The organism is Caulobacter sp. 602-1, assembly GCF_003931565.1.
Classification (GTDB): Bacteria; Pseudomonadota; Alphaproteobacteria; order Caulobacterales; family Caulobacteraceae; genus Caulobacter.
Map to the genome: position 1 here is coordinate 372,482 of NZ_RRYI01000003.1, position 25,726 is coordinate 398,207.

At 68.9% G+C, this 25,726-nt stretch carries 22 protein-coding genes; 11 read left to right on the plus strand and 11 right to left on the minus strand.

The features are described 5' to 3' along the window. Positions 1-35: 35 nt before the first annotated feature. From EIK80_RS10660 to EIK80_RS10670, 3 genes are read left to right on the plus strand one after another with little or no spacing between them, the layout of a single operon-like run. Entirely contained in the window at positions 36-1,367 is a 1,332-nt protein-coding gene (locus tag EIK80_RS10660) for a TldD/PmbA family protein (protein ID WP_125156964.1), read from the plus strand. Further along, positions 1,364-2,143: a 3'(2'),5'-bisphosphate nucleotidase CysQ gene (locus EIK80_RS10665; RefSeq protein ID WP_125156965.1), complete on the plus strand. Its 780-nt coding sequence runs from the start codon at positions 1,364-1,366 to the stop codon at positions 2,141-2,143. Before EIK80_RS10660 ends, EIK80_RS10665 begins: the two co-directional genes overlap by 4 nt. 20 nt (positions 2,144-2,163) lie before the next feature. Continuing rightward, positions 2,164-2,397 carry a DUF4170 domain-containing protein gene (locus tag EIK80_RS10670; protein WP_199743444.1) on the plus strand — a complete coding sequence of 78 codons (234 nt, stop codon included), beginning with the start codon at positions 2,164-2,166 and terminating at the stop codon, positions 2,395-2,397. Between the two features lie 142 nt (positions 2,398-2,539). On the opposite strand, the gene EIK80_RS10675 is transcribed toward EIK80_RS10670, so the two are convergent. Continuing rightward, positions 2,540-3,205 (minus strand): tyrosine-protein phosphatase, encoded by a 666-nt coding sequence (locus EIK80_RS10675; protein WP_125156967.1) that lies wholly within the window; start codon positions 3,203-3,205, stop codon positions 2,540-2,542. Between the two features lie 144 nt (positions 3,206-3,349). Here EIK80_RS10675 and EIK80_RS10680 point away from each other — a divergent pair, with 144 nt between their 5' ends. The 5 genes from EIK80_RS10680 to lpxK are packed head-to-tail and all read left to right on the plus strand — an operon-like array spanning position 3,350 to position 9,152. Further along, positions 3,350-5,173, plus strand: a complete 1,824-nt coding sequence (locus EIK80_RS10680; RefSeq protein WP_125156968.1) for an ABC transporter ATP-binding protein — start codon at positions 3,350-3,352, stop codon at positions 5,171-5,173. Further along, positions 5,170-5,871, plus strand: coding sequence for a lysophospholipid acyltransferase family protein (locus EIK80_RS10685; protein ID WP_125156969.1), 702 nt, complete (start codon positions 5,170-5,172; stop codon positions 5,869-5,871). Before EIK80_RS10680 ends, EIK80_RS10685 begins: the two co-directional genes overlap by 4 nt. A gap of 31 nt (positions 5,872-5,902) precedes the next feature. Beyond that, positions 5,903-6,892 carry a cation diffusion facilitator family transporter gene (locus EIK80_RS10690; protein WP_125156970.1) on the plus strand — a complete coding sequence of 330 codons (990 nt, stop codon included), beginning with the start codon at positions 5,903-5,905 and terminating at the stop codon, positions 6,890-6,892. Next, entirely contained in the window at positions 6,889-8,148 is a 1,260-nt protein-coding gene (locus EIK80_RS10695; RefSeq protein ID WP_125156971.1) for a 3-deoxy-D-manno-octulosonic acid transferase, read from the plus strand. The genes EIK80_RS10690 and EIK80_RS10695 overlap by 4 nt, the downstream gene beginning before the upstream one ends. Then, positions 8,145-9,152: a tetraacyldisaccharide 4'-kinase gene (gene lpxK / locus EIK80_RS10700; RefSeq protein ID WP_125156972.1), complete on the plus strand. Its 1,008-nt coding sequence runs from the start codon at positions 8,145-8,147 to the stop codon at positions 9,150-9,152. Before EIK80_RS10695 ends, lpxK begins: the two co-directional genes overlap by 4 nt. 136 nt (positions 9,153-9,288) lie before the next feature. Here the strand turns inward: lpxK and EIK80_RS10710 are convergent, their stop codons facing one another. The 3 genes from EIK80_RS10710 to purD all read right to left on the minus strand — a co-directional run bounded on the left by EIK80_RS10710 (position 9,289) and on the right by purD (position 13,017). Continuing rightward, a complete protein-coding gene (locus EIK80_RS10710; protein ID WP_125156973.1) occupies positions 9,289-10,575 on the minus strand; it encodes an amidohydrolase family protein in 1,287 nt (428 codons plus the stop codon). An 8-nt stretch (positions 10,576-10,583) separates the two neighbouring features. Further along, positions 10,584-11,666, minus strand: a complete 1,083-nt coding sequence (locus EIK80_RS10715; protein WP_125156974.1) for a phosphotransferase — start codon at positions 11,664-11,666, stop codon at positions 10,584-10,586. Positions 11,667-11,733: 67 nt separating this feature from the next. Beyond that, on the minus strand, positions 11,734-13,017 hold the full coding sequence (gene purD, locus EIK80_RS10720) for a phosphoribosylamine--glycine ligase (protein WP_125156975.1): 1,284 nt from the start codon (positions 13,015-13,017) through the stop codon (positions 11,734-11,736). Positions 13,018-13,121: 104 nt separating this feature from the next. Between purD and EIK80_RS10725 the strand changes: the two genes are divergently transcribed. Both EIK80_RS10725 and EIK80_RS10730 read left to right on the plus strand, forming a co-directional pair. Beyond that, positions 13,122-13,808 carry a hypothetical protein gene (locus EIK80_RS10725; protein WP_233586551.1) on the plus strand — a complete coding sequence of 229 codons (687 nt, stop codon included), beginning with the start codon at positions 13,122-13,124 and terminating at the stop codon, positions 13,806-13,808. Positions 13,809-13,831: 23 nt separating this feature from the next. Beyond that, on the plus strand, positions 13,832-14,644 hold the full coding sequence (locus EIK80_RS10730; protein WP_125156976.1) for a LytTR family DNA-binding domain-containing protein: 813 nt from the start codon (positions 13,832-13,834) through the stop codon (positions 14,642-14,644). Positions 14,645-14,736: 92 nt separating this feature from the next. Here EIK80_RS10730 and EIK80_RS10735 read toward each other — a convergent pair whose 3' ends face one another. The 6 genes from EIK80_RS10735 to pstC form a co-directional block, all read right to left on the minus strand. Further along, a complete protein-coding gene (locus tag EIK80_RS10735; protein WP_125156977.1) occupies positions 14,737-16,638 on the minus strand; it encodes a methyl-accepting chemotaxis protein in 1,902 nt (633 codons plus the stop codon). Between the two features lie 518 nt (positions 16,639-17,156). Then, positions 17,157-17,849: a phosphate regulon transcriptional regulator PhoB gene (gene phoB / locus EIK80_RS10740; protein ID WP_125156978.1), complete on the minus strand. Its 693-nt coding sequence runs from the start codon at positions 17,847-17,849 to the stop codon at positions 17,157-17,159. Positions 17,850-17,868: 19 nt separating this feature from the next. Then, positions 17,869-18,561, minus strand: coding sequence for a phosphate signaling complex protein PhoU (gene phoU / locus EIK80_RS10745; RefSeq protein ID WP_125156979.1), 693 nt, complete (start codon positions 18,559-18,561; stop codon positions 17,869-17,871). A gap of 25 nt (positions 18,562-18,586) precedes the next feature. Further along, complete coding sequence (gene pstB / locus EIK80_RS10750; RefSeq protein WP_125157341.1) at positions 18,587-19,429, minus strand: phosphate ABC transporter ATP-binding protein PstB; 843 nt, start codon at positions 19,427-19,429, stop codon at positions 18,587-18,589. 58 nt (positions 19,430-19,487) lie between these two features. Next, positions 19,488-20,786, minus strand: a complete 1,299-nt coding sequence (pstA, locus tag EIK80_RS10755; protein WP_125156980.1) for a phosphate ABC transporter permease PstA — start codon at positions 20,784-20,786, stop codon at positions 19,488-19,490. Next, positions 20,779-22,212 carry a phosphate ABC transporter permease subunit PstC gene (pstC, locus tag EIK80_RS10760; protein ID WP_125156981.1) on the minus strand — a complete coding sequence of 478 codons (1,434 nt, stop codon included), beginning with the start codon at positions 22,210-22,212 and terminating at the stop codon, positions 20,779-20,781. Before pstC ends, pstA begins: the two co-directional genes overlap by 8 nt. 375 nt (positions 22,213-22,587) lie before the next feature. On the opposite strand from pstC, the gene EIK80_RS10765 reads away from it, so the two are divergent. Continuing rightward, the gene (locus tag EIK80_RS10765) at positions 22,588-24,279 is read left to right on the plus strand and encodes a PAS domain-containing methyl-accepting chemotaxis protein (RefSeq protein WP_125156982.1); all 1,692 of its coding nucleotides are present in this window, start codon (positions 22,588-22,590) and stop codon (positions 24,277-24,279) included. On the opposite strand, the gene EIK80_RS10770 is transcribed toward EIK80_RS10765, so the two are convergent. Continuing rightward, positions 24,276-25,688 (minus strand): cell wall metabolism sensor histidine kinase WalK, encoded by a 1,413-nt coding sequence (locus tag EIK80_RS10770; protein WP_125156983.1) that lies wholly within the window; start codon positions 25,686-25,688, stop codon positions 24,276-24,278. The genes EIK80_RS10765 and EIK80_RS10770 overlap by 4 nt on opposite strands. Between the last annotated feature and the right edge of the window lie 38 nt (positions 25,689-25,726).

Genomic DNA, 25,726 nt, shown 5'->3' on the forward strand with positions numbered 1-25,726 from the left:
TTGCACGGGGGCGGCGATAAAGTCCATAAGACCGCATGGACGATAATCTGCTGTATGACGTGGTCGCCGCCGCGCGCAAGGCCGGGGCGGACGCCGCCGAAGCCGTCTTCGCCGAGCGCCAGTCGCTCTCCGTCTCGGTGCGCCTGGGCGAGCTGGAAGAGGTCGAGCGCGAAGAGGCCCGCGACCTGGGCCTGCGCGTCTTCATCGGCAGCCGCAGCGCCACCGTCTCCGGCTCAGACATCTCGGCCGAGGCCCGCGCCAAACTGGTCGAGCGCGCCGTCGCCATGGCCCGACTGGCTCCGGAAGATCCCTATGCCAGCCTGGCGCCGCACGATCGCCTGGCCAAGGGTCCGTTCCCCGAGCTTGACCTGGTCGACCCCTACGAGCCCACCGCCGAGACCCTGGAGACCCAGGCGCGTATCGCCGAGGCGCACGCCCGCGAAGTCAAGGGCGTGACCAATTCCGACGGCGGCTCGGCCACCTGGTCGTCGTCCCGCTGGGCGCTGGTCACCACCGCCGGCTTCCACGGGACCCACGCGGCCACCGGCCACTCGATCTCGGCCTCGGCCATCGCCGGCGAGGGCGCGGGCATGGAGCGCGGCGGCGAGGGCCGATCGGCCCGCCACTTCGGCGATCTGCCGCCCGCCGGCGACATCGGCATGGAGGCGGGCCGCCAGGCCGTGGCGCGCCTCAACCCGCGCAAGATCGCCTCGGCGGTCGCGCCGGTGATCTTCGAAAACCGACTGGCGATGAGCCTGATCGGCCCGCTGCTGGGCGCGATCTCCGGCCCCTCGGTCGCGCGGGGCGCTTCGTTCCTGAAGGACAAGCTGGGCCAGCGGATCTTCGCCCAGGGCGTCAACCTGCTGGAAGACCCGCACCGCGTGCGCGGCCTGGGCTCGGCCCCGTTCGACGACGAGGGCGTGGCCACGCAGGCCCGCGCCCTGATCGACGACGGCGTGCTGACCACCTGGCTGCTCAACACCAGCTCGGCCAAGCAACTGGGCCTCGTCACCACCGGCCACGCCTCGCGCGGCCTCGCGGGCCCCTCCAGCGTCTCGACCCACAACCTGACGCTCCAGCCCGGCGCGCGGGATCTGGAGGGTCTGATGAAGGACGCCGGGACGGGCCTCCTGGTCACCTCGATGTTCGGCCCCTCGCTGAACGGCAACACCGGCGACTGGTCGGTGGGCTGCTCGGGCGTCTGGTTCGAGAACGGCGAGAGCACCGGCCCGGTCACCGAAATCACCGTGGCCGGCAACCTGATCGACATCTACGGCCGCCTCGTGCCTGGCTCGGACCTGCAGTTCCGCGGCGCCAGCAACAGTCCGTCGCTCCTGGTCGACGCGCTGGCGATCGCGGGCAAATGAACGACCTGGACCTGATCCTCCAGGCCGCCAGGGAGGCCGGCGAGCTGGCGCTCGCCGCGCGCGAGGGCGGCCTGAAGATCTGGTCCAAGGAGGGCGGCTCGCCGGTCACCGACGCCGACCTCGCCGTCGACACCCTTCTGAAGACCGAGCTTGGCGCCGAGCGGCCCGGCTACGGCTGGCTGTCGGAGGAGACGGTCGACGATCCGGCCCGCCTGACCACCACCCGCCAGTTCGTCGTCGACCCGATCGACGGCACGGCCGCCTTCATGAAGGGCAAGCCGTGGTTCGCGGTGTCGATCGCCGTGGTCGAGAACGGCCAGCCCGTCGCCGGCGTCGTCCATGCGCCGGCCCTGAACGAGACCTACGCCGCCACGGTCGACGGTCCCGCGACCCTGAACGGCGTGATCATCGAGCCCAGCGCCACCCAAAGCCTGGAAGGCTCGGCCATGCTCGGCGACGCCAAGATGTTCGCCCACCCGGCCTGGCGCGAGCCGTGGCCGGACATGCGGATCGAGAGCCGCAATTCGATCGCCTACCGCATGTGCCTGGTGGCGGCCGGGACCTTCGACGCGGCCATAGCCCTGTCGCCCAAGAGCGAATGGGACGTCGCCGCCGCCGACCTGATCTGCCGCCGCGCCGGTGCGTGGCTCAGCGACCACAAGGGCCGGGATTTCGCCTATAATCGGCCCGTTCCGCTGGTTCCGAGCCTGGTTTGCGCCAATCGCGCGCTTGCGCCATTGATCCTGTCACGCGTCGGGCATATCGAGCTGCCATAAAACCAATTCCTCGCAGGAACTTGCTCCAAATGGCTGACAAGCAGCTTCTTCATATCGTCGTCGGTGGTGAACTGAAGGATGTCGCCGGCATCGAATTCCGCGACCTGTCCAAGGTCGAGTTCGTCGGCGCCTATCCCAGCTACGAAGACGCTCACAAGGCCTGGAAGGCCAAGGCCCAGGCGACCGTGGACAACGCCCACGCCCGCTACTTCATCATCCACGCCCACAAGCTGCTGGATCCGAGCGAGGGCTAAGGTGCGCAGGGGGCCGGGTCACTGGCCCCCACCTGACCTGCTCCGCAGGTCGTCCGCCCCCGGAGGGGGCGGAAGGATCGCGCCTTCTTCCCCCTCCGGGGGAGGAGGGCCGAAGGCCTGGAGGGGGCAAGTCGCCGCCCCCCTACTCCCGCCGCAAAATCCTATCCGTCAGCACCTTGCCCAGCATCCCCGCCCGGAAGGTCTTCTTCATCGCGACGGGATCGTAGTCGTCGCTCTCGACCCATTCGCTGAACGTCAGCCCCTTGGGTTCGCCCCGCTCGAGATACTGCTCGAACACGTAGTCCAGCACGCCGGTGTTGCCGTGCTTGATGTGCAGGTAGCGCGGCCCAAGCTGCTTCATCGCCTCGCGGATCGGCAGGCCCAGGCGGTAGTGGGCGTAGAACACGCTCATGATCCCCGCCCGGTCCGCGCCCGACTTGCAGTGCATCAGGGCCGGATATTCGATGCTCTCGAACAGCTCCTTGGCGCCGCGCACCCGCTCGCGGATGGGGACCTCGCGCGAGGTGATGGTGAAGTCGACGAAGTTCAGGCCCAGGCGTTCGCAGGCGTCCTTCTCCAGGGCGTAGAAGCTGCCGTCGAAGCCGCCCCGCAGGTTCACGATCGTCTTGATCCCCCGCTTCTTCCACCAGGCCAGCTGGAACGGCCACGGCTGGTTGGCGCGGACCAGCTCGGGGCTGATCCAGTGGGCGTTCGAAAAGCCCAGCCGCAGATAGGCGTGATCGTTCCACAGATAGTGGAGATAGGTCTTGAACCGGCCCCAGGGCGTGGCGAGGTCGAACTTGGCCAAGGCGGCGCGATCCTTCGGAAATTCCGAGCCTAGGTAAGGGTATCGGCCTCGAAAGGCAAAAGCCGCCCTCATGGCGTCGCTTTTCATGGGCAGTGCGTCCGCCACGTCCTTGACAGCCCCGCCCACAAATCCGACCCCTCCGCCATGACCTCATCGGATGCTCAGCCCTCGAACCGCGCCCTGATGGGCCGGATGTGGCGCGAGTTCCTGAAACCCCGATGGAAGGGCCTGGCGGTTTCGATCGTCAGCGCCGCGATCGTGGCGGCCCTGTCGGTGAAGCTGGCCAAGATCATCGAGCCGGCCATCGACCAGTTGATCACCCATCCGCGCGCGGGCGCGATCTGGACCATTCCGCTGACCATCGCCGGCCTGGCCCTGGCGCGCGGCGTGTTCCAGGTGATCCAGGCCAATGTCATCAACCGCATCGGCAACGGCGTCGTCGGCGACATGCAGGTGCGCCTGTTCGGCCGCCTGATCCGCTCGGACCTGCAGCGCCTGCGCGGGGCCCATTCCGGCTCCTATGTCGCCTCGGTGCTCTATGACGCCGGCCTGATCCGCGAGGCGGCGACCACCGGCGTGGTCAACTATGTGCGCGAAGCCCTGACCGTGGTCGGCGCCCTGCTGGCGATGTTCAGCCTGGAGCCGATCCTGGCCGCCGGCGTGCTGGTCGTCGCGCCGCTGGCCAGCCTGATCATTCGAGGTTTTTCCAAGCGCACCACCAAGGCCGCCAAGGGCGCCATGGGCGAGACCTCGAACCTCTCGACCGCGATCATGGAGAGCCTGGACGGGGTCAAGATCGTCAAGATGGAGAACCGCGAGGCCTATGAGGAGGCGCGCGTCGCCGCCGTGGTCGCGCGTCGCCAGCGCCACCTGATGAAGGGAAGCAACGCCCGCGCCATGGCCGCGCCGGCGACCGAGACCTTCACCACCTTCATCGTGGCCGTGGTCTTCGCCTATGCGGGCTGGCGCGCGACGACCGGCGCGCTGACCCTCGGCCCCTTCGCCCTGGCGCCGCTGACGGCCGGGGTGTTCTTCGCCTTCATGACCAGCCTCTTGATGGCCGCCCAGTCATTGCGCCAGGTCGCCAACCTGCAGACCGTGTTCGCCGAGGGCCTGACCGCCGGCCGCCGCCTTTTCGCCGCTCTCGACGTCGCGCCGGCCATCGTCGATCCCGCCGACGCCAGGGCCTTGCCGGCCGGCGACAGCGCCATCGCCTTCGACCATGTCAGCTTCGCCTATGGCGAGGACGCCCCGGCCCTGTCGGACGTCTCGCTGACCGTGCGGAAGGGCGAGACCGTGGCCCTGGTCGGCCCCTCGGGCGGGGGCAAGAGCTCGATCCTCAACCTGATCCCGCGCTTCCACGACGTGACGGAGGGCGCGGTGACCATAGGCGGCCACGACGTCCGGTCGGTCACCCTGGCCTCCCTGCGCGATCGCATCGCCCTGGTCACCCAGGAGCCGTTCCTGTTCGACGACAGCATCCGCGCCAACATCGCCTATGCCCGCCCCGGCGCCAGCCAGCTGGAGATCGAGGCCGCCGCGCGGCAGGCCGCCGCCCACGACTTCATCCTGGAGCTGCCCGAAGGCTACGACACCGTCGTCGGCGAGGCCGGCGCGCGGCTGTCGGGCGGTCAGCGCCAGCGCATCGCCATCGCCCGCGCCTTCCTGAAGGACGCCCCGATCCTGCTGCTGGACGAGGCCACCAGCGCGCTGGACACCGAGAGCGAGGCCCAGGTCCAGGCGGCGCTGGAGCGGCTGATGGCCGGCCGCGCCACGATCCTGATCGCCCACCGGCTGTCGACCGTGAAGAACGCCGACCGGATCTACGTCATCGACAAGGGCCGTGTCGTCGAGACCGGCGCCCACGCCGAGCTGGTCCGCGCCGGCGGCCTCTACGCCCGCCTCGCCAAGGCCCAGGACCTCGATCATCTTCCGGAGACCCCCGCCGCCCTGGAGAAGGACGCTTGAGGCCCCTGCGCTCGCCGTTCGTGATCTGGCTGCTATCCTCGCTGTTCGCCGGATATTCCAAGCTGGTTTTCGCCACCCTGCGGATGACCGAGGAGGGCCGCGAGCAGGCCGAGGCCGTCTGGGCCCAGGGCCGCGAGACCGGCGTCGGCGCGATCCTGTGCTTCTGGCACTCGCGCATCCCGATGTCGCCGCTCAGCTGGCCGCAGGCGCCCGGTCGGCGCCAGGACATGCGCGCGCTGATCTCGCGCTCCAACGACGGCGAGTTCATCGCCCGTACGGTCGAAAAGCTGGGCTTTCCGTCCATTCGCGGTTCGTCGGCCAAGAAGACCGACCTGGCCAAGAACAAGAACGGCGAGCAGGCCTTCCGCGACATGGTCCAATGGGTGAGAGGGGGAGGCGGCGTCGCCATCACCCCCGACGGCCCGCGCGGCCCGGCCGAGCACATGGAGAAGGGCACGCCCTCCCTGGCCCGGATCACCGGCGCGCCGGTGATCTTCGTCGGCCTGGCCGCCAGGCCCTGCGTCCGCCTGGGCTCGTGGGACCAGACCATGATCCCCCTGCCCTTCGCCAAGGCCGCCATGGTCTGGGACGGGCCGACCGGCGCCGCGCGGGGCGACGACGTCGACCAGCTGGTCGAAAGCTGGGCCGATCGTCTGTCGGCCGTCACCCGCCGCGCCGAACAGCTGGTGCAAGATTGATCCGGCCCGCCCTTGGTGGGATGTAGGACCCATGCCGCACGATCACTCCGGACACGCCCACGACCACGCTCATGATCACCACGATCATGCACACGAGCACGGCCACGGGCATGGGCACGCGCATCACGGCCATAGCCACGCGCCCAAGGACTTCGGCCGGGCCTTCGCGATCGGCACGGCGCTGAATCTCGGCTTCGTGCTGGTCGAGGCCGGGGCGGGCCTAATCACCCACTCGCTGGCCCTGCTGGCAGACGCCGGCCACAATCTTTCGGACGTTCTGGGCCTGCTGCTGGCCTGGGGCGCGGCGGTGCTGGCCAAGCGCGCCCCCAGCGCCCGCCGCACCTACGGCCTGCGCAAGGGCACGATCCTGGCCTCGCTGGGCAACGCCGCCCTGCTGCTGCTGGCTGTCGGCGCCATCGCCTGGGAAGCCGTCCGCCGCTTCGCCTCGCCCGAGCCGATCGAGACCGGCCCGGTGATGATCGTCGCCGCCATCGGCATCGTCATCAACACCGCCACGGCCCTGATGTTCATGAAGGGCGGCAAGGACGATCTGAACGTCCGCGGCGCCTTCCTGCACATGGCCGCCGACGCCGCCGTCTCGGCCGGCGTGGTGGTCGCCGCCCTGGCCATGACCTTGACCGGCTGGCTGTGGCTGGACCCCGTGGTCAGCCTGGCCATCGTCGTGGTCATCGTGCTGGGCACCTGGGGCCTGCTGCGCGACTCGCTGGACATGGCCCTGGACGCCACGCCGCGCGGGATCGACACCGGCAAGGTCCGCGCCTGGCTGGCCTCGCGTCCCGGCGTCAGCGAGGTTCACGACCTGCACATCTGGGCGATGAGCACGACCGAGACGGCCCTCACGGCCCATGTCGTCCGTCCGCTGGACGGGGACCACGACCAGTTCCTGCACGACGCCTGCGCGGAACTGGCCAGCCAGTTCAAGATCGGCCACGTGACCATCCAGGTCGAGTCCAGCGCCGGCGCCCACGGCTGCGCCCTGGCGCCTGAAGGCGTGGTGTGATCCGGCCGTCCGCCCTGGCGCTCTACCGAGCCGCCACGGGCCTTCTCGAACCGCTCGCGCCGTCGCTGCTGGCCAGCCGGGCCCGCAAGGGCAAGGAGGACCCGGCGCGGATCGCCGAACGCCTGGCCAAGGCTCCGACGACGCGTCCCGACGGACCGCTGGTCTGGCTGCACGGCGCCAGCGTCGGCGAGAGCCTGTCGATCCTGCCCCTGGTCGAGCGCCTGCGCGCCGAACGCCCCGAAGTCGTGGTCCTGGTCACCTCCGGTACCACCACCTCGGCGGCCCTGCTGGCCAAGCGCCTGCCGACCGGCGCGATCCATCAGTATGCCCCAGTCGACGCCCCCGGCGCAGCGCGGCGGTTCATCGCCCGCTGGAAGCCCAGCCTCGCGATCTTCGTCGAGAGCGAGCTTTGGCCGAACCTTTTGCTGGAGGCCAAGGCCGCCGGAACGCGCCTCGCTTTGGTCTCGGCCAAGCTGTCCGACCGCAGTTTCGCGAGCTGGCAAAGACGTCCCGACGCCGCCCGCCAACTGCTGTCGAACTTCGACCTGATCCTGGCCCAGGACGCGCGCGCCCACGAACGCTTCGAGACCCTGGGCGGCAAGGTGACCGGCGAGGCCGACCTGAAATTCGGCGCCGCGCCGCTGCCAGCGGACGAGACTACCCTGATCGCCGAACGCGCCCGCTTCACGCGTCCGCCCCTGCTGATCGCCAGCACCCATTCGGGCGAGGACGAGATCGTGCTGGACGCCATCGCCGGTCCTCCCGACCGGCCGTCCGTCGTCCTGGCGCCGCGCCATGTTGAGCGGGGTCCGGCCATCGTCGCCCTGGCCAAGGCCCGAGGCCTCACCGCCAGCCTGCGCAGCCAGTCGCGGGAGCCCGCCGACATCCTCGTGGCCGACACCCTGGGCGAAATGGGCCTGTGGTTCCGCCTGGCCGGAACCTCGGTCATCGCCGGTAGCATGGTTCCCGACATCGGCGGCCACAACCCGCTGGAGGCCGCGCGGCTGGACTGTCCGGCCATCAGCGGTCCGTTCGTCGACAACTGGGTCTCGGCCTTCGCCGGCCTGGAAGCTGCCGACGGCGTGGTCATGACCTCGCCCGAAGGTCTGCGCGACGCGATCGCCGCCGACCTCGCCGATCCCGGCGCCGCCAAGGCCCGCGCCGCCCGCGCTCGTAGCTTCGTCGACGCCCGCGACGCCGAGGCCCGCGCCGGCCTGTCCCTCATTCTCGAGCTGGTCCCCAAGATAGCCTCATGAAACTCGGCACGCCTCGCTGGTGGTACGTCAGGAGCGGCGGTCCCGCCCCGCTGACCCGCGCCCTGCTGACCCCGCTGTCGTGGATCTGGGCCGACGCCACGCGCCGCAGGATAGCCCGCACCACGCCCGCCATCGTCGGCGCGCCGGTGATCTGCGTCGGCAACGTCACCATGGGCGGGGCGGGCAAGACGCCGATCGTGCGCGAACTGCTGCTGATCCTGACCCGTCGGGGCGTCGCCGCCCACGGCCTGTCGCGCGGCTATGGCGGCAGGCTGAAGGGGCCGGTCCAGGTGGACACCGCCCGCCACACCGCCAGGGACGTCGGCGACGAACCGCTGATGCTGGCCCAGGACTTCCCGATGTGGGTGGCGGTCGACCGCGTCGCCGGGGCCCGCGCCGCCGCCCGGGCCGGCGCCCAGGCCGTGGTCATGGACGACGGACACCAGAACCCGACGGTTCGCAAGACCCTGTCCCTGGTCGTGGTCGACGGCGAGACGCGCGGCGGCGAATGGCCGTTCGGCGACGGCCGCGTCTTCCCCGCCGGGCCGATGCGCGAGCCGCTGAAGGTCGGCCTTTCGCGCGCCGACGCGGTGATCGTGCTGCTGCCAATCGACGTGGCCCAGCCCGACTTCGACCTGCTGGTCCAGTTCGGCGACATGCCGGTGCTGGTCGCCCGCCTGGAAGCCGCCGCCCCCGCGCCCAAGGGCCCGCAGGTCGGCTTCGCCGGGATCGGCAAGCCCTGGAAGGTCGAGAAGGCCCTGACCGCCGCCGGCTGCCAGCTGGTCGACTTCGCGCCATTCCCCGACCATGGCGAATATGACGAGGCGACGCTGAAGATGCTGGAGAGCCGCGCCCAAGCCTACGGCGCCGGCCTAGTCACCACCGAAAAGGACTGGGTGCGCCTGCCGGCCAAGTGGCGCGAGAAGGTCACGCCCTGGCCGGTCCGCGCCCGCTTCGATGACGAGGCGGCGCTAGAGGACCTGCTGGCGAAGGCGGGGTTGTAAAAATCAGCTCCTCCCCCGCGATGCGGGGGAGGTGGCCCAGAGGGCCGGAGGGGGCGAGCTGGATCGAGGCCGCATTAGCCCCCTCAGTCGCTCCGCGACAGCTCCCCCGTATCACGGGGGAGCATCTAATCGTCCCCTACCTGTAGACCACCCCGCCCTTGATCACCGACGTCACGTGCTGCAGCACCGTCACGTCGCTCAGGGGGTCGCCCTTCACCGCGATCAGGTCCGCGGCCTTGCCGGGGGCCAGGCTGCCGATTTCGCTGCTGAGCGAGAAGTGGTCGGCCGCGTTGACCGTCGCGGTCTGGATGGCTTCCAGCGGCGTCAGGCCCGCCTTGACCAGCAAAGCGAACTCGCCGGCGTTGTCGCCGTGGGCCGAGACGCCGGTGTCGGTGCCGAACGCGATCTTGACCCCGCCCTCGTGGGCCCGCTTGGCCATGGCCAGCATCTTCGGGCCGGCCTCCAGCGCCTTGGCCGTCTGGTTGGGCGTGAGGAAGTTGTTGGGCCCCGAGGCGATCCGATAGACGAAGTCGCCGGCCATCAGGGTGGGGATCAGATAGGCGCCGTTCTTCTTGAACAGGGCGATGCTGTCGCCATCCAGATAGGTGCCGTGCTCGATCGAATCGCCGCCGGCCCGCAGGAAGCTGTTGACGCCATCGAGGCCATGGGCGTGGGCCGTGACCTTGCGGCCCATGCGGTGGGCGGCGTCGACGATCGCCTTCAGCTCGTCGTCGGAGAACTGCTGGGAAAGACCCGCAGCGGTGTTGGACAGCACGCCGCCGGTGGCGGTGATCTTGATGATGTCGGCGCCCAGCCAGACCTGCTCGCGCGTAGCGCGGCGGCAGTCGTCGGCGCCCGAGCACACCGAGGTCGGCCGCAGCACGTGCATGACCTCGTCACTATAGCCGTTGACGTCGGCGTGGCCGCCATGGATCGACACGGCCGAGCCGGCCGCGATGATCCGTGGACCGGGCACGTCGCCACGCTTGATCCCGTCGCGCAGGGCGAAGATCGCCTTGTTGTCGGCCCCGAGGTCCGCGACCGTCGTGAAGCCGGCCATCAGCGTCTTGCGCGCGAAGCCGGCCCCGACCATGGCCTCGTCGGCGGGGCCGCGGGTGACGGCGTTGAGCCGTGAATTGGGGCTCTGCTCATGGGTCAGGTGGACGTGGCTGTCGATCAGGCCCGGCAGGACGAAGCTGTCCTTCAGGTCGACGACCCGTCCGCCCGGTTCGGCGACATAGCCGTCGACGATCTTCGTGACCTTGCCGTTCTCCAGCACCAGGGTCTTGGCGGTCTCGACCTTGCCGGTGGCCGGGTCGGCCAGCAGCTTGCCGGCCTGCACGAACAGCGTCTCGGCGCAGGCGACGCCGGACAGCGCCCCGGCCAACGCCAGGGCGCAGACGCCCGTCAGCAGCTTCTTCATGTAACCCCTTAGGCCCCCGCCTTCTGCGCGAACGACCAGGCCCCCTTGGCCAGGATCGGCACGCGCGCCTCCATCAGCTGCGCATGGGCGCTGGCGGCGGTGCCGTCACGGACACGGCCGACGATGCCCTGGCAGATGCCGGCCAGTCTGAAGAGGTTGTAGCTGAAATACCAGTCCAGCTCGGGCAGGCCGTCGCGACCGGTGGCCTTGCAGTAGCGTTCGACCGCCTCGGGAATGGTCGGGACGCCATAGGCGGTCAGGTCGTCGATGCCGGAGAGGCCGCCGCGCTGGTCGGACGGCATCACCCAGTTCATCAGGAAATAGCTGAAGTCGGCCAGCGGATTGCCCAGGGTCGACAGCTCCCAGTCCAGCACGGCGATGACGCGCGGCTCGGTCGGGTGCAGGATCATGTTGTCGAGGCGGTAGTCGCCGTGGACGATCGAGGTCTTGTCATCGACCGGGCAGCTCTTGGGCAGCCAGTCGATCAGCTGGTCCATCTCGTCGATCTTGGTCGTCTCGCTGGCCCGGTACTGCTTGGTCCAGCGATCGATCTGGCGGGCGAAATAGTTGCCCGGCTTGCCGTAGTCGCCCAGGCCCACGGCCTCGTAGTCGACATTGTGCAGGGCCGCCAGGGTGTCGATCTGGGCCTCGTAGATCGCCCGGCGTTCGGCGGGTTGATAGTCCGGCAGGGTCCCATCCCACAGGATCCGGCCCTCGACGTTCTCCATCACGTAGAAGATCGTGCCGATGACGTCCTCGTCCATGCACAGGGCATAGGCCTTGGCGACTGGGAAGTGGGCCTTGTTCAGGCCCGAGATCACCTTGTACTCGCGGTCGACGGCGTGGGCGCTGGGCAGCAGCTTGCCCGGCGGCTTGCGGCGCAGGACGTATTTCTTGCCCGGCGTGACCAGCTGATAGGTCGGGTTCGACTGGCCGCCCTTGAACTGGCGGACCTCCAGAGGACCGGCATAGCCCTCGACATTCGCCTCCAGCCAGGCGGCCAGCCTGGCCTCGTCGATCGCATGGCGCGGGTCGACCGGCTTGGTGCCCGAGTTCAGGTCCTGGGCGGACTGTTCGGCGGCTTCGGCCATGGCGGTTCTCCCCAACGCTTGTTTGAACGGGGAGTTTAGAGCGCCATGCCGTCGACGCAACCCACCACTAGCGTGTCTTCAGCGCCCGCCAGCCGATGTCGCGGCGATAGAAGCCGCCCTCCAGGCTGATGGTCCCCAGCGCCGCATAGGCCACGTCGCGGGCCTCGCTCAGGGTCACGCCCAGGGCGCAGACGTTCAGCACCCGACCGCCCGAGGCGCGGAGGCTCCCCTCGGCGTCGCGGGTCGTGCCGGCCTGGAAGACGACCGCCTCATCGCCGAAATTCGCCTCGGCGCCCTGGATCAGGCCACCGGTCTTGGGGCCGTCGGGATAGCCCTCCGCGGCCAGCACCACGCAGATCGCCGCCTCGTCGCGCCACTTCGGCGGCTCGGCGCCAGCCAGCTCGCCCTTGGCCGCCGCCAGCAGGATCGGGACGATGTCGCTGTCCAGGCGCAGCATCAGGGTCTGGCACTCGGGGTCGCCGAAGCGGGCGTTGTATTCCACGAGCTTCGGCCCCGTGGGCGTCAGCATCAGGCCGGCATAGAGCACGCCGACATACGGATTGCCCTCGGCGGCCATGCCCTCGACCGTGGGGACGATCAGTTCGCGCCAGGCCTGGTCGATCAGGGCGTCGGTCAGGACGGGCGGCGGCGAATAGGTGCCCATGCCGCCGGTGTTGGGCCCCTCGTCGCCGTCATAGGCGCGCTTGTGGTCCTGGGCCGCGCCGAAGAAGACCGAAGTCTCGCCATCGCAGATCGCGAACAGCGAGGCCTCCTCGCCGTGCATGAACTCCTCGATCACCACCCGTGCGCCGGCCGAGCCGAAGCGACCGCCCAGCATGTCGAGCACGGCGGCGTCGGCCTCGGCCCGCGTCGCAGCGATGACCACGCCCTTGCCGGCCGCCAGGCCATCGGCCTTGATCACGAACGGCGCGTCCAGAGTGTCGAGGAAGGTCCCAGCCGAGGCCGCGTCCTCGAACACGCCATAGGCCGCCGTCGGCAGGCCGTGGCGCTGGCAGAAGTCCTTGGTGAAGGCCTTGGAGGTCTCCAGCTGGGCCGCGCGCTGGCTGCCGCCGAAACAGGGAATGCCGACCCCGGCGAGCTTGTCGGCCAGGCCGACCTCCAGCGCCGATTCCGGACCGACCACCACGAGGTCCGCGCTGATCTCCCGGGCTAGGGCCACCAGACCGTCGGCGTCCGTCACCTTCACCGCGCGCAGCTCGGCGACGGCTTCGATGCCGGGGTTGCCCGGGGCGGCGACAAGGCGACCGCACAGCGGCGACTGGGCGATCTTCCAGGCCAGGGCGTGCTCGCGCCCGCCGGACCCGACGAGGAGGATGGTCAGCTTTTCCATGAGCGCGGGGTGTGGCGTGGGCGAGGGCCTGGGTCAAGCGGTTCGCCCCTCCGCGCCGTCATTCGCCCCTCGCCGATGGCGCGGTCACCGTCGGCGCGTCTCCCATGGCCGCCATGGACACGCTCTTCTCCCCCACCCTCGCCCTGCATGTCGGCTGCGGCTTCGCCCTGGTCGCCATCGGTCTGGTCCCGATCCTGACGCGCAAGGGCTCACGCCTGCACCGCTGGTCGGGCCGGACCTTCGTCGTGCTGATGAGCCTGCTGCTGGCCGCCGCGTGGATCATGACGGCGTTGCGCTTCAACGCCTATTTCGCGGCCCTGTCGGCGACGGCGACGATCACGCTCTTCTCGGGGATCCGGGTTTTGGGACGCAAGCGGCCCGACCTCGACCCTCGCCAGCGCGCCGGGCCGCTGGACTGGGCCGTCACCTTGGGGCTGGTCGGGATCGGCGTCTGGGTGCTGGCGCTGGTCGTCACCGGCCGGACGGGAAACAAGGCGGCCGTCAGCGCGGCCCTGGTCTATGCGGCCTTCACCTATGGCGGCTGGGACCTTTGGCGGTTCGCCCGCCCGACAGCCTGGCCTTTTTCCGCCCATCTCTGGACCTATGAGCACCTGGTGAAGATGCTGAGCGCCTATGGCGCGGTGATCAGCGCCTTTTCAGGTAACTTCCTGACCTTCCTGCCCACGCCCTGGAGCCAGCTCTGGCCGACCTTGCTGTTTCAACCGATGGCCGCGATCTGGATCACGGTCCTGGTCCTGCGCCGACGCCGCCCCCGCCGCGCGCGCGCCTGAGCCGTCTCTCGACGGCGGCCTGGATGTGGGGGTTCACCGCCTATGCGTGGACGATGACCACGCTCTGCGCAGCCTGGTTCGCCCGGCGGTTCGCGTCGGACCGGGGGCATGCGGTCAGCGTGATCGACTCCCTCGTCTGGCAGGGCGGGATCTACGCCGCCTGGCTGCCGGCGGCGGGGATCGTCTGGTTGCTGATGCGTCGCTATGGCGTCGGCGCGATCGGCCTGCTGGTGCTGTACCAGGCCGGCGTGCTGGTCGTGCCGCTGGAGGCCCTGGTCTCCAGCCTGATCGACGGCGCGTTCTCGCCCGCCGCCAACCTGCCCGCCCGCGTCCTGGCGCGGATGCCGATCTGCCTGCTGCTCTACACCGCCATCATCGCCATCGGCCTGGCCGCCGCCAACCACCAGCGGGTCCGCGACGAACAGGCCCGCGCCCGCGCTCTGGAAACCGCGCTGTCGGAAGCCCGGGAAGCCCTGGCCCAGGCCGCCCTGGCCGCGCCCGAGCGCCCGGGCCGGCGGCTGATGGTCATGGCCGGGTCGCGCCGGGTGCCGGTGGCCCTGGACGAAATCGAATGGTTCGGCGCGGCCGACAACTATGTCGTCGTCCACTGGGCCGGCCGCGAGGGTCTGCTGCGCGCCACCCTGCAGAGCCTGGAAGGCTGGCTGGACCCGCGCGTCTTCGCCCGCTGCCACCGCTCGACCCTGGTCAATCTGGCCCGGGTGCGCGAGACGCAGCCGCTGTCGGACGGCTCCTGGCGCCTGACCCTGGACAGCGGCGCCGAGGTGGTGACCAGCCGCACCTACCGCGACGATCTCCTGGCGCGCCTTGGACGCTGAACGCAACGCTTCCGCCCGCGACGTTCGCGGACGGAAACGGGGCGTGGCGCGCGCGCGACCCGGCCGGTCAGGGCCGAACGGCGCGCGCCGCTTTAGGCGTACTCGCGAAAGTCGGCGTCGTCGGCGTCCGCCCCGCCCTGGGTCAGATCCAGGGCAAACCCGTTGGCGCGGGCCTGTTGGGCGGCTACCGAACGACCCGGGGCCTTGCGGACGGGCGCGGCCGGGCGCTTGGCGGCGGCGCGGCTCCGCGGCCGGCGTGCGCGCTCTTCGTCGCCGGTGCGGAAGAAAGCGATGGAGGTCTGCAGTTCCTCGGCCTGGGCCGCCAGTTCTTCCGATGTGGCCGACATCTCCTCGGAAGCCGAGGCGTTCTGCTGGGTGACCCTGTCCAGCTGCTGGATGGCCTCGTTGATCTGGCTGGCGCCGATGTCCTGCTCGCGGCAGGCGGCGCTGATCTCCGAGACCAGTTCGGCGGTCTTGCGGATGTTGGGCACCAGGGAGGTCAGCAGATCGCCGGCCGACTGGGCGGCCTTGACCGTTTCCGAAGACACCTCGCCGATCTCGGTGGCGGCGGTCTGAGAGCGCTCGGCCAGCTTGCGCACTTCCGAGGCGACGACGGCGAAGCCGCGACCGTGCTCGCCGGCCCGGGCGGCCTCGACGGCGGCATTGAGCGCCAGCAGGTCGGTCTGACGGGCGATCTCCTGCACGATGGTGATCTTCTCGGCGATCGTCTGCATGGCGCCGACCGCCTTGGCCACGGCCTGACCCGAGATTTCCGCGTCTTGGGCCGACTGGCGCGCGATCTTCTCGGTCTGGGCGGCGTTGTCGGCGTTCTGCTTGATGTTGGCGGCCATCTGTTCCATCGAGGCCGAAGCCTCTTCGGCGGAGGAGGCCTGTTCGGTCGCGCCCTGCGACACCTGCTCCGAGGCGGCCGAGAGCTCCTGGCTTCCGCTTGAAACGTTATCCGAGGCCGAGATGGCGTCGGAGACCACGCCGCGCAGACGCTCGATCATGCGCTCCAGCGCCAGGCCCATGACGTCCTTGTCCGACAGCGGCTTGACCTGGACGGTGAGATCGCCATCGGCGACCTGATCGGCGACGCTGGCGCTCTCGCGCAAGTTGGCGACCATGCCGCGCAGGGAATGACCCAGAATGTCCTTGTCCGATAGCGGCTTGACCTCGACCGACAGGTCGCCGGACGCTACCTGATCGGCGAGCGCGGCCGTGGCCCGCAGATTCTCGGTCATGCGGTTGATGGTCTCGACGAGGTCCTTGATCTCGTCATTGGTCTTGACCGTCACGGTCTGGTTGAGATCGCCGAGGGCCACCGCCTTGGCCAGGCCATCGATCTTCCAGAAGCCTTGAGCGATGGTGCGGCCGATCCAGATGGCCGCCGCCGCGCCCAGAAGGGTCGATGCGAGCACCACCGCGATCAAGGTGTTGCGCGAGACCGCATAGGCCTTGTCACTGGCGGCTTCCGCCGCGACCAGACGCGCCGCCTGCGTCTCGACCAGCTCATCGACGGTCCGGGTGATGCTGTTGGTGATCTTGCGTTGAGAGGTGTGCATCTGCTCGATGGCGCGATCACGACGTCCAGCCAGGATCTCGCCGCGCATGCCATCGTCGCTTTCGGCGAACAGCGCCCAGTCCCGCGCCAAGGCCTCCCACTTGGCTTTTCCCTCGATGGTGGCATGGCCAAGCCCCGCTTCCAGAAGGGTCCGGACCTTCTCCTTGTTGGCGTCAGCCTTGGCGTTCTGACTCCGCAGTTCGTCGGCGTCGTCCGTGAGAACCATGTTCTTCTGAGCGCGGACGAGTTGCAGCAGCGCGATGCTTATCGACTGGCTCCGCTGCAGCTGAGCGACTGGCCCTTCGACCATGGCCTTCTGGCCCGCGTTCAGGACCCACAGTTCGCGCATGCCGAACAGGGTCGCGCCCGCCATCATCAGAATGAGCGCCCCGATGGTCAGGGCAAGTTTGAGCTTGATCGTCATGCGCATGGGAGACTCCGGCCCGCGTTCAGGCTTGGGGGACGATTGGACAAATGACGACAAGAGGTCCGCGCACGCCTGAATCAGACACGATGAAAACCTCCCGAATACTGAAATCGCCCTCTCAAGACACAGAAATTCACGAGACGTTTACCCGCAAACATCAGTGAAACTTCAAACCGCGAAGGAGCGAAATACGCATTCTCACGTTAATCGCCGCCACAGGGTTTGAAATATCGGCCAACTTTCGGTCAGAGACAGCGATAAATACTTTCGCTAACCTCTTCCGGGCACGCTTAACGAACGGTGAATTCAACAACCCCCAGGATAGCGACATTCCGCCTCACCACCTTCAAGGGAAGGCGCGCACGAGAAACAGACGCGGCAAGGCGCGCGCCGACGAAACGGCGCGCGCCTTGGCCCAAAGGCGATGCGATAGGGCAGACCGATCCGCCGGAGCACAGCGGCTCGCGCGCGAAACGCGATAAGATCGGGGCTTCAGCAGCCCAGACCGCGCACGGACGAAATCAGGCCGCGTCGAGATCCAGCGAGTAGCCGGCTGAACGCACCGTTCTGATCGGGTCGCCGTCCGACGAGCCGTTCAGCGCCTTGCGCAGGCGGCCGATGTGGACGTCGACCGTGCGCGCCTCGACATAGACGTCCGAGCCCCAGACGGCGTCCAGCAGCTGCTCGCGGCTGAACACCCGGCCCGGGTGCTGCATCAGATAGTCCAGCAGGCGGAACTCGGTCGGGCCGAGATGGATCTCCTTGCCGTTCCGCTTCACGCGGTGGGCGACCCGATCGATGATGATGTCGCCGACCGTGATGCGATCGTCGGCCAGACCCGGGCGGATGCGACGCAGCACCGCACGGACGCGGGCGGTCAGCTCGACCATCGAGAACGGCTTGACGACATAGTCGTCGGCGCCGGTGTCGAGGCCGCGGATCCGGTCGCTCTCCTCGCCGCGCGCCGTCAGCATGATGATCGGCACGTTGCGGGTTTCCGACCGGCCGCGCAGGCGGCGGCAGACCTCGATGCCCGAGACCTTCGGCAGCATCCAGTCGAGGATGACCAGGTCCGGAGCCCGCTCGTTGGCCATGATCAGGGCTTCCTCGCCGTCTCCGGCCACGCCGACGCGATAGCCTTCCTTGTCGAGGTTGTAGTGCAGCAGGGTGGCCAGGGCGTCTTCGTCCTCGACCACCAGAACGTACGGAGTCACTTCAGGCCGCCTTTAGGAGTTATTGCGAGAGCACGTCCAGCTTCGGGCGCTGCGAGATCAGCTCGTCGCCCGTCAGCTCGAAGTGGATGATTTCGGCGATGTTGGTGGCGTGGTCGCCGATGCGCTCGAGGTTCTTGGCCACGAACAGCAGGTGGGCGCAGGCGTTGATCGTGCGCGGATCGCCCATCATGTAGGTGAGCAGTTCACGGAAGATCGAATTGTAGTGCTCGTCGACCTCTTCGTCGCGGCTCCACACGCCGATGGCGCGCTGCAGATCCGAGCTCGTATAGGCGTCCAGAACGTCCTTGAGGCGGCTCTGCACCAGACGGCCCATGCGCTCGATCGAGCGGGTCAGGGCTGTCATCGGGTCGGCTTCGGTCAGGATCAGCGCGCGCTTGGCGATGTTCTTGGCCATGTCGCCGCAGCGCTCGAGGCTCATCGAGATCTTGAGGGCGGCGACGGCGTGACGCAGGTCCACAGCCATCGGCTGGCGCAGGGCGATCAGCTTGAAGGCCTTGCGCTCGATCTCGGCCTGGAGGACGTCCAGGCGCTCGTCGCCGGCGACCACGGCCTGGGCCAGGGGCCCGTCGCGGCGAGCGATGGCGGCGATGCAGTCGGCCACCTGGGCCTCGACCAGGCCGCCCATGCGGGTGACCTCGGCCGTGAGGTGGGCCAGCTCTTCGCCGTACGACTTGACGGTATGTTCGGTCATCTGTGTGTCGCTCCCGCGCGCCTGGTCAGCCGAAGCGGCCGGTGATGTAGTCCTGGGTGCGGCTGTCGCGAGGATTGGTGAACATCTCCTCGGTCGGGCCGCTCTCCACCAGCTTGCCGAGGTGGAAGAAGGCCGTGCGCTGCGAGACGCGGGCCGCCTGGGCCATCGAGTGGGTGACGATGACGATGCAGAACTGGCTGCGCAGCTCGTCGATCAGCTCCTCGATCTTGGCGGTGGCGATCGGATCGAGGGCCGAGCAGGGCTCGTCCATCAGGATCACTTCCGGCGACACCGCGATGGCGCGGGCGATGACCAGGCGCTGCTGCTGGCCGCCCGACAGACCCGTGCCCGGTTGATGCAGGCGGTCGGCGACCTCGTTCCAGAGGCCGGCCTTCTTCAGGCTGCTCTCGACAATGGCTTCCAGCTCGGCCTTGCCGGTGGCCAGGCCATGGATCTTCGGGCCGTAGGCGACATTCTCGAAGATGGTTTTCGGGAACGGGTTCGGCTTCTGGAACACCATGCCGACGCGCGAGCGCAGGACCACCGGGTCGACGCTCTTGGCGTTGACGTCCGAACCATCGATCTCGATCACGCCTTCGACGCGGGCCGAGGGAATGGTGTCGTTCATGCGGTTGATGCAGCGCAGGAAGGTCGACTTGCCGCAGCCCGACGGGCCGATGAAGGCGGTGACCGACTTGGCCGGGATGTCGATGTTGACATCGAACAGGGCCTGCTTCTCGCCGTAGAAGACCCTGACGTCGCGCGCCTTGATCTTGGCCTCGCCGACCGAGGCGGCGGCCTGGGCGTGCGGGACGGTGGTGTGGATCACCGGCGTGTGGGCGTTGTCGTCGGGGCTTTGGACGGTCATGGCGTGTCCGCGAAGAAGGGGCGAGGCGTTGGGGTTCAGGATCTGGGTCATGTGAAACCTACCAGCGGCGTTCGAAGCGGCGGCGCAGGATGACGGCCGCGGCGTTCATGACGATCATGAAGACGAGCAGGACGATGATGGCGGCGGCCGTGCGTTCGTGGAAGGCCCGCTCGGACGCGTTCTCCCAGATGAACACCTGAACCGGCAGCACGGTGGCCGCGCCGGTGAAGCCTTCCGGCACGCCGGGCACGAACGAGACCATGCCGATCATCAGCAGCGGGGCGGTCTCGCCCAGGGCGTGGGCCAGCGACAGGATGGCGCCGGTCATCACGCCGGGCATGGCCAGCGGCAGCACGTGGTGGAAGACCGTCTGGGTCTTCGACGCGCCGACGCCGAGCGCGGCTTCGCGGATCGAGGGCGGCACGGCCTTCAGCGCCGATCGGGTGGCGATGATCACGGTGGGCAGGGCCATCAGGGCCAGCACCAGGCCGCCAACCAGCGGCGAGGAGCGCGGCACGTTCAGCCAGTTGATGAACAGAGCCAGGCCCAGCAGGCCGTAGACGATCGACGGAACGGCGGCCAGGTTGTTGATGTTGACCTCGATGATGTCCGTCCAGCGGTTCTTCGGGGCGAACTCTTCCAGGTAGGTGGCGGCCATCACGCCGACGGGCACGGCGATCAGGGCGGTGATGATCAGCATCATGGCCGAACCAACCACCGCGCCCAGCACGCCAGCCTGCTCGGGCTCGGTCGAGTCGGAGTTGGTGAAGAAGGCGAAGTTGAAGCCCGATTTGACCGAACCGTCCTTCTCGAGCTTGTCCAGCCAGTCCAGCTGCTGGTTGTCGAGCTTGCGGTCGCCCTCGGCGGTCGAACGCTTGATCTGGCCCTTGAAGTAGAGGTCGGCGTCGGCCTTCAGCGGGCCCGTGACGGTGATCGTCTTGCCGATCAGCGACTGGTCGGCCTTCAGCTTGTTCAGGAGCTGGAAGCCGAAGTCGCGCGACAGCAGGTCCTGGACCTTGGTCGAGGTGGTGCCCAGGTCGTCGTCCTGCACGCCCAGCTTCTTCATCATCGCCTCGGCGACGATGTAGTCGTAGTTGACGCCCGAGAGGTCCGAGCGGTCGATGCGCTCGGGGTTCAGGTAGACCGGCACGCTCAGCGTATGGGTCTCGAAGGTCGTGTAGCCCTGGGCCACGATACGGCCGACCAGCACCACCAGGAAGACCAGCGCGACGATGATCGCGGCCAGACCCTGGGCCTTGAAGGTGCGTTCGGCGGCATGGCGCTTCTTCAGCCGGGCTTGCATGGCTGTCGAGGCGGCGGAGCGCGAGGCGGTCGCGCCGAGGGTCGCGTCAGTCATATTGTTCCCGGTACTTCTGGACGATGCGCAGGGCGATGATGTTCAGGCAGAGCGTCACCACGAAGAGGGTGAGGCCCAGGCCGAAGGCCGACAGCGTCTTGGGGCTGTCGAATTCCTGGTCGCCGGTGAGCAGGGTGACGATCTGGACGGTGACCGTGGTCACGGTGTCGAGCGGGTTGACCGTCATCTTGGCCTGCAGGCCCGCGGCCATGGTCACGATCATGGTCTCGCCGACGGCGCGGGACACGGCCAGCAGCATGGCGGCCATGATGCCCGGCAGGGCGGCCGGCAGGACGACCTTCTTGACCGTCTCCGACTTGGTGGCGCCCATGGCGTAGCTGCCGTCACGCAGCGACTGCGGCACGGCGTTGATGATGTCGTCCGACAGCGAGGAGACGAACGGGATCAGCATGATCCCCATCACCACCCCGGCCACGAGGGCCATCTGGTTCTGGACTTCCATCAGGTAGGTGGCCAGCGGGCCGGCCGGCAGGGCCGCGCCGATGGCGTTGAAGCCGGCGCGGAACAGAGGGCCCACCGTCAGGGCGGCGAAGAAGCCGTAGACCACGGTCGGGACGCCGGCCAGGATTTCGAGCAGCGGCTTGACCACGCCGCGGACGGTCCGGCTGGCGTATTCCGAGAGGTAGATCGCCGAGTAGAGGCCGACCGGAGCCGCCACCAGCATGGCGATGAACATGATCAGGAAGGTGCCGGCGAACAGCGGCACGGCCCCGAAGGCGCCCGCCGAGGCGACCTGGTCGGCGCGCATGGCGATCTGCGGGCTCCACTCCGTGCCGAACAGGAACGACAGCGGGTTGACGCTCTGGAAGAAGCGCCAGCTTTCCCAGACCAGCGAGAGCACGATGCCCAGGGTGGTGAGGACGGCCGCGACCGAGCAGCCGATCAGCAGGATACTGGTCCAGCCCTCGACCCGGTTGCGGGCCCGGAAGTCGGGGTTGATGCGCGGGAAGGCCAGCAGGAAGCCGGCCAGGGCCAGCACGCCGGCGCCGGCCAGCATGCCGAAGTTCAACATCGTCCCGATGCGCTTGGCTTCGGCGACCTTGGCGTCTAGCGCCACCTTCAAGTCGCCTTCGTAGGCCACTTCCGACGGGGCCTGCTTGGCCGCGATCGCGTGGGCGTCGCTGAAGAAGACGTTCTGGCGGTCCGGGTCCAGGGCGGAGACCGCCGCTGGCCGGGTGGTCTGCAGCATCGCGTCCTCGACGCGGCCGCCGAAGGCGGTTCCCAGCAGCAGCAGAAGCGCGGCGGGAACGCCGGCCCACAGGGCCGCGTAGGTCCCGTAGTAGTCCGGCAAGGAGTGGAGGACGCGGGCGCGGCCTCCGGCGGCGGCCACGGCGCGACGACGCCCGGCGGCGAAAGCCAGGCCGGAGAATAGCGTCAGGACGATGAGCGAGAGCCAGGTCAGCATGCGTGAGGCTAATCTTGCGCGAAGTGTGTCGAAGGCCCCGCAGGATCGCGCGCCTTCCCCCGCCCCGATCTATGCCGGGCGGGCGCTGAGCTTATGCGACGAATATATGACAGTTTGACGACAGTGCGCGAGCCGTCACCGTCCTGGCCGCTAAACAACGGTCTGCGAACGTGGTTGGACGATATGCCGCAGAGCTCCCCGCTCGGCCAGAGCCCAAAATTTCTCCTTCTTATTCAAACCATTACCCCAAGTCATAATGGGCCGGGGCCGACGAGGGCTCAAAGTGGGGCTTGGCGGGGTCGCCCATTCAGGAGTTGTTGACCGCGTGATCGTCAGTTGCCCCTCTTCGCAACCAAAAGGAAGCGTGACGGCGTCATGTTCAAGCGTTCGCATGTCCTCGCCCAGGAAACTCTGGCCGCGCTCGACAAGTCACTGGCGACGATCGAATTCGATCCGAACGGTACGATCCTCTCCGCCAACGCCAATTTCTGCGCGGCCATGGGCTATCGGCTCGACGAGATCGTCGGGCGCCATCACAGCCTGTTCGTCGACCCGGCCCAAGTGGCCAGCGAAGACTACGCCGCCTTCTGGCGCAAGCTCGGCCGCGGCGAGTTCGAGTCCCGGGAATATCTGCGCGTGGGCAAGGGCGGGGTCGAGGTCTGGATCCAGGCCACCTACAATCCCATCTGCGACGGCCGCGGCAAGGTCGTGCGCATCCTCAAGGTCGCCTCGGTGATCACCGATCAGAAGCGCAAGGCCGCCGAGGAGCACGGCAAGATGGAAGCCATCAGCCGCGCCCAGGCGGTCATCGAGTTCACGCCAGACGGCGAGATCCTGACCGCCAACGAGAACTTCCTGACCGCCGTCGGCTATACGCTGAACGAGATCCAGGGCCGTCACCACCGGATATTCGTCGAACCGACCTATGCCGCCTCGTCCGACTACGTCGCGTTCTGGAAGCGCCTGAACAGCGGCGAATTCCTGGCCGACGAGTTCAAACGCATCGGCAAGGGCGGCCGCGAGGTGTGGATCCAGGCTTCGTACAACCCGATCTTCGACCACAAGGGCGGCATCGCCAAGGTCGTGAAATTCGCCACGGTGGTCACCGGCCGCGTCCACGCCGTGCGCGAGATCGCCGCCGGCCTGGAGCATCTGGCCAACAACGACCTGACCTATCGCATCGACGCCCCGGTCGCGCCGCAGTTCGACAAGGTGCGCGGCGACTTCAACAGCGCCATAGCCTCGCTGGACGAGGCCATGGGCGTGGTCGCCCAGGTCACCCAGGGCGTCGGGGCCGGGGCCCGCGAGATCTCCTTGGCCTCCGATGACCTGGCGCGCCGCACCGAGCAGCAGGCCGCCAGCCTGGAAGAGACCGCCGCGGCGCTCGATCAGATCACCGCCACGGTGAAGCGCGCCGCCGAAGGGGCCAGGCAGGCCTCCGGCGCGGCGACCGCGGCCCGCGCCGACGCCGCCCGCTCGGGCGAGATCGTCGGCGACGCCGTGGCCGCCATGGGCGAGATCGAGGCCAGCTCAAGCAGGATCACCAGCATCATCGGGGTGATCGACGAGATCGCCTTCCAGACCAACCTGCTGGCGCTCAACGCCGGGGTCGAGGCCGCGCGCGCGGGCGACGCCGGCAGGGGTTTCGCCGTGGTGGCGTCGGAAGTGCGGGCCCTGGCCCAGCGCTCGGCCGGGGCGGCCAAGGAGATCAAGGCCCTGATCGCCAGCAGCACCGCCCAGGTGGCGCGTGGCGTGCGCCTGGTGGGCGACACCGGCGAGGCCCTGTCGACCATCGTTGGCAAGGTCGGCCAGATCGACAACCTGATCTCGGAGATCGCCCAGTCGGCCCGCGAGCAGGCCGTTGGACTGTCCGAGGTAAACACGGCCGTCAATCAGATGGACCAGGTCACCCAGCAGAACGCGGCCATGGTCGAAGAGGCCAACGCCGCGTCGGCCAATCTGCGGACCGAAGCGGCCGAATTGGCCCGGCTGATCTCGCGGTTCTCGACGAGCGCCGGCGACGCCCGCTCTGAGGCGCGCTCGGAAGCGGTTCGGCGAGCGGGTTAGGCCTCGGCGATCATGGACGGGGGCGGCGCGATCTCGGCCCCGGCCTTGGCCATCGGCAGGTAGACTCCGAACGTGGCCCCCTCGCCCTGGACGCTCTCGACGGTCAGCCCGCCCCGGTGGCGGTTCATGATGTGCTTGACGATCGCCAGGCCCAGGCCCGTGCCCGAACGATCGCCGCTCTTCTGGCCCTCGACCCTGTAGAAGCGCTCGGTCAGGCGCGGCAGATGCTCGCGCGCCAGGCCCGGGCCCCGGTCGGTGACGCGCAGCGCGGCGTAACGCTCGGTCGTGTCGTGGTCCGGTGTCAGCAGCGACATCCGCGCCGCGGCCGGGTCGCGGGGGGCGGCGGCGGCCTCGGCGGACAGGCCGGGGAAGATCTCGACCCGCACCGTCCCGCCCTTGGGCGTGTACTTGATGGCGTTGTCGACCAGGTTCTGGATCACCTGGATGATCTGGTCGCGATCGCCGTCGACCACCGCGCCGCCGCGCGGCGGAAGGACTGGATCGAACGCGACCTGCTTGTCGCGGGCCTGCGGGGCCAGGGCGTCGATCACGTCGACCGCCGCCATGGCCAGGTCCACCCGGCCCAGCGGCGCGATGTGCTCGTTCAGCTCGATCCGCGACAGGCTCATCAGGTCGTCGATCAGGCGCGACATGCGCTCGGCCTGGGCCAGCATGATCCCCAGGAACTTATCGCGGGCGCCGGGGTCGTCCTTGGCGTGGCCACGCAGGGTCTCGATAAAGCCCGACAGCGAGGCCAGCGGCGTGCGCAGCTCGTGGCTGGCGTTGGCCAGGAAGTCGGCGCGCGTGCGTTCGCTGCGGCGGGCGTCCGTCTCGTCGCGCAGGGCCAGCACGGCCAGGCGCGAGCGGCCGCCGGTCTCGCGCAAGGGCCGGGCGTGGGCCAGCCAGGACCGCCCCTGGGTCCCGCCGGTCTCGAACTCGGCCACGCCCTCGACGCCGCCGAACAGCGCCTCGTCCACGGCCTCCAGCACGCGCGGATTGCGCACGGCCGTGACCAGCAGCCCGCCCTGGGGCTGAATCTTGAAAAGCTCGCGCGCGGCGGCGTTGGCGAACAGGAAGCGGCGGCCCGTCAGGTCGTCGGCCTCTTCGGCGGCGATGACCATCAAGGGGTCCGGCAGGCGGTCGAGGATGGCGGCGAACGGCGGCGCATCCTCGGCGGCGGCGAGCGACTGCGCCGCGCCGGAGGCCGGCGATTCCAGGGCCCTGCCCAGCCTTCGCAACATCATGAAGCCCGCCACGGCCGTGACCGCCGACGCCAGCACCGCCGGCCCTGGCTCGGCGACGCCCGTGAAGGCCAGGCTCAGTATGGCTAGCGGACCGACAATTACGGGCCAGAAGACGCGTAACGAGCCGCTAGGGTGTCCGTCCGGGGGCGTCTGCGCCAGCGGCATGAGGAAGACTCTTCGATTCAAGCGAGAGGCGATTCGTC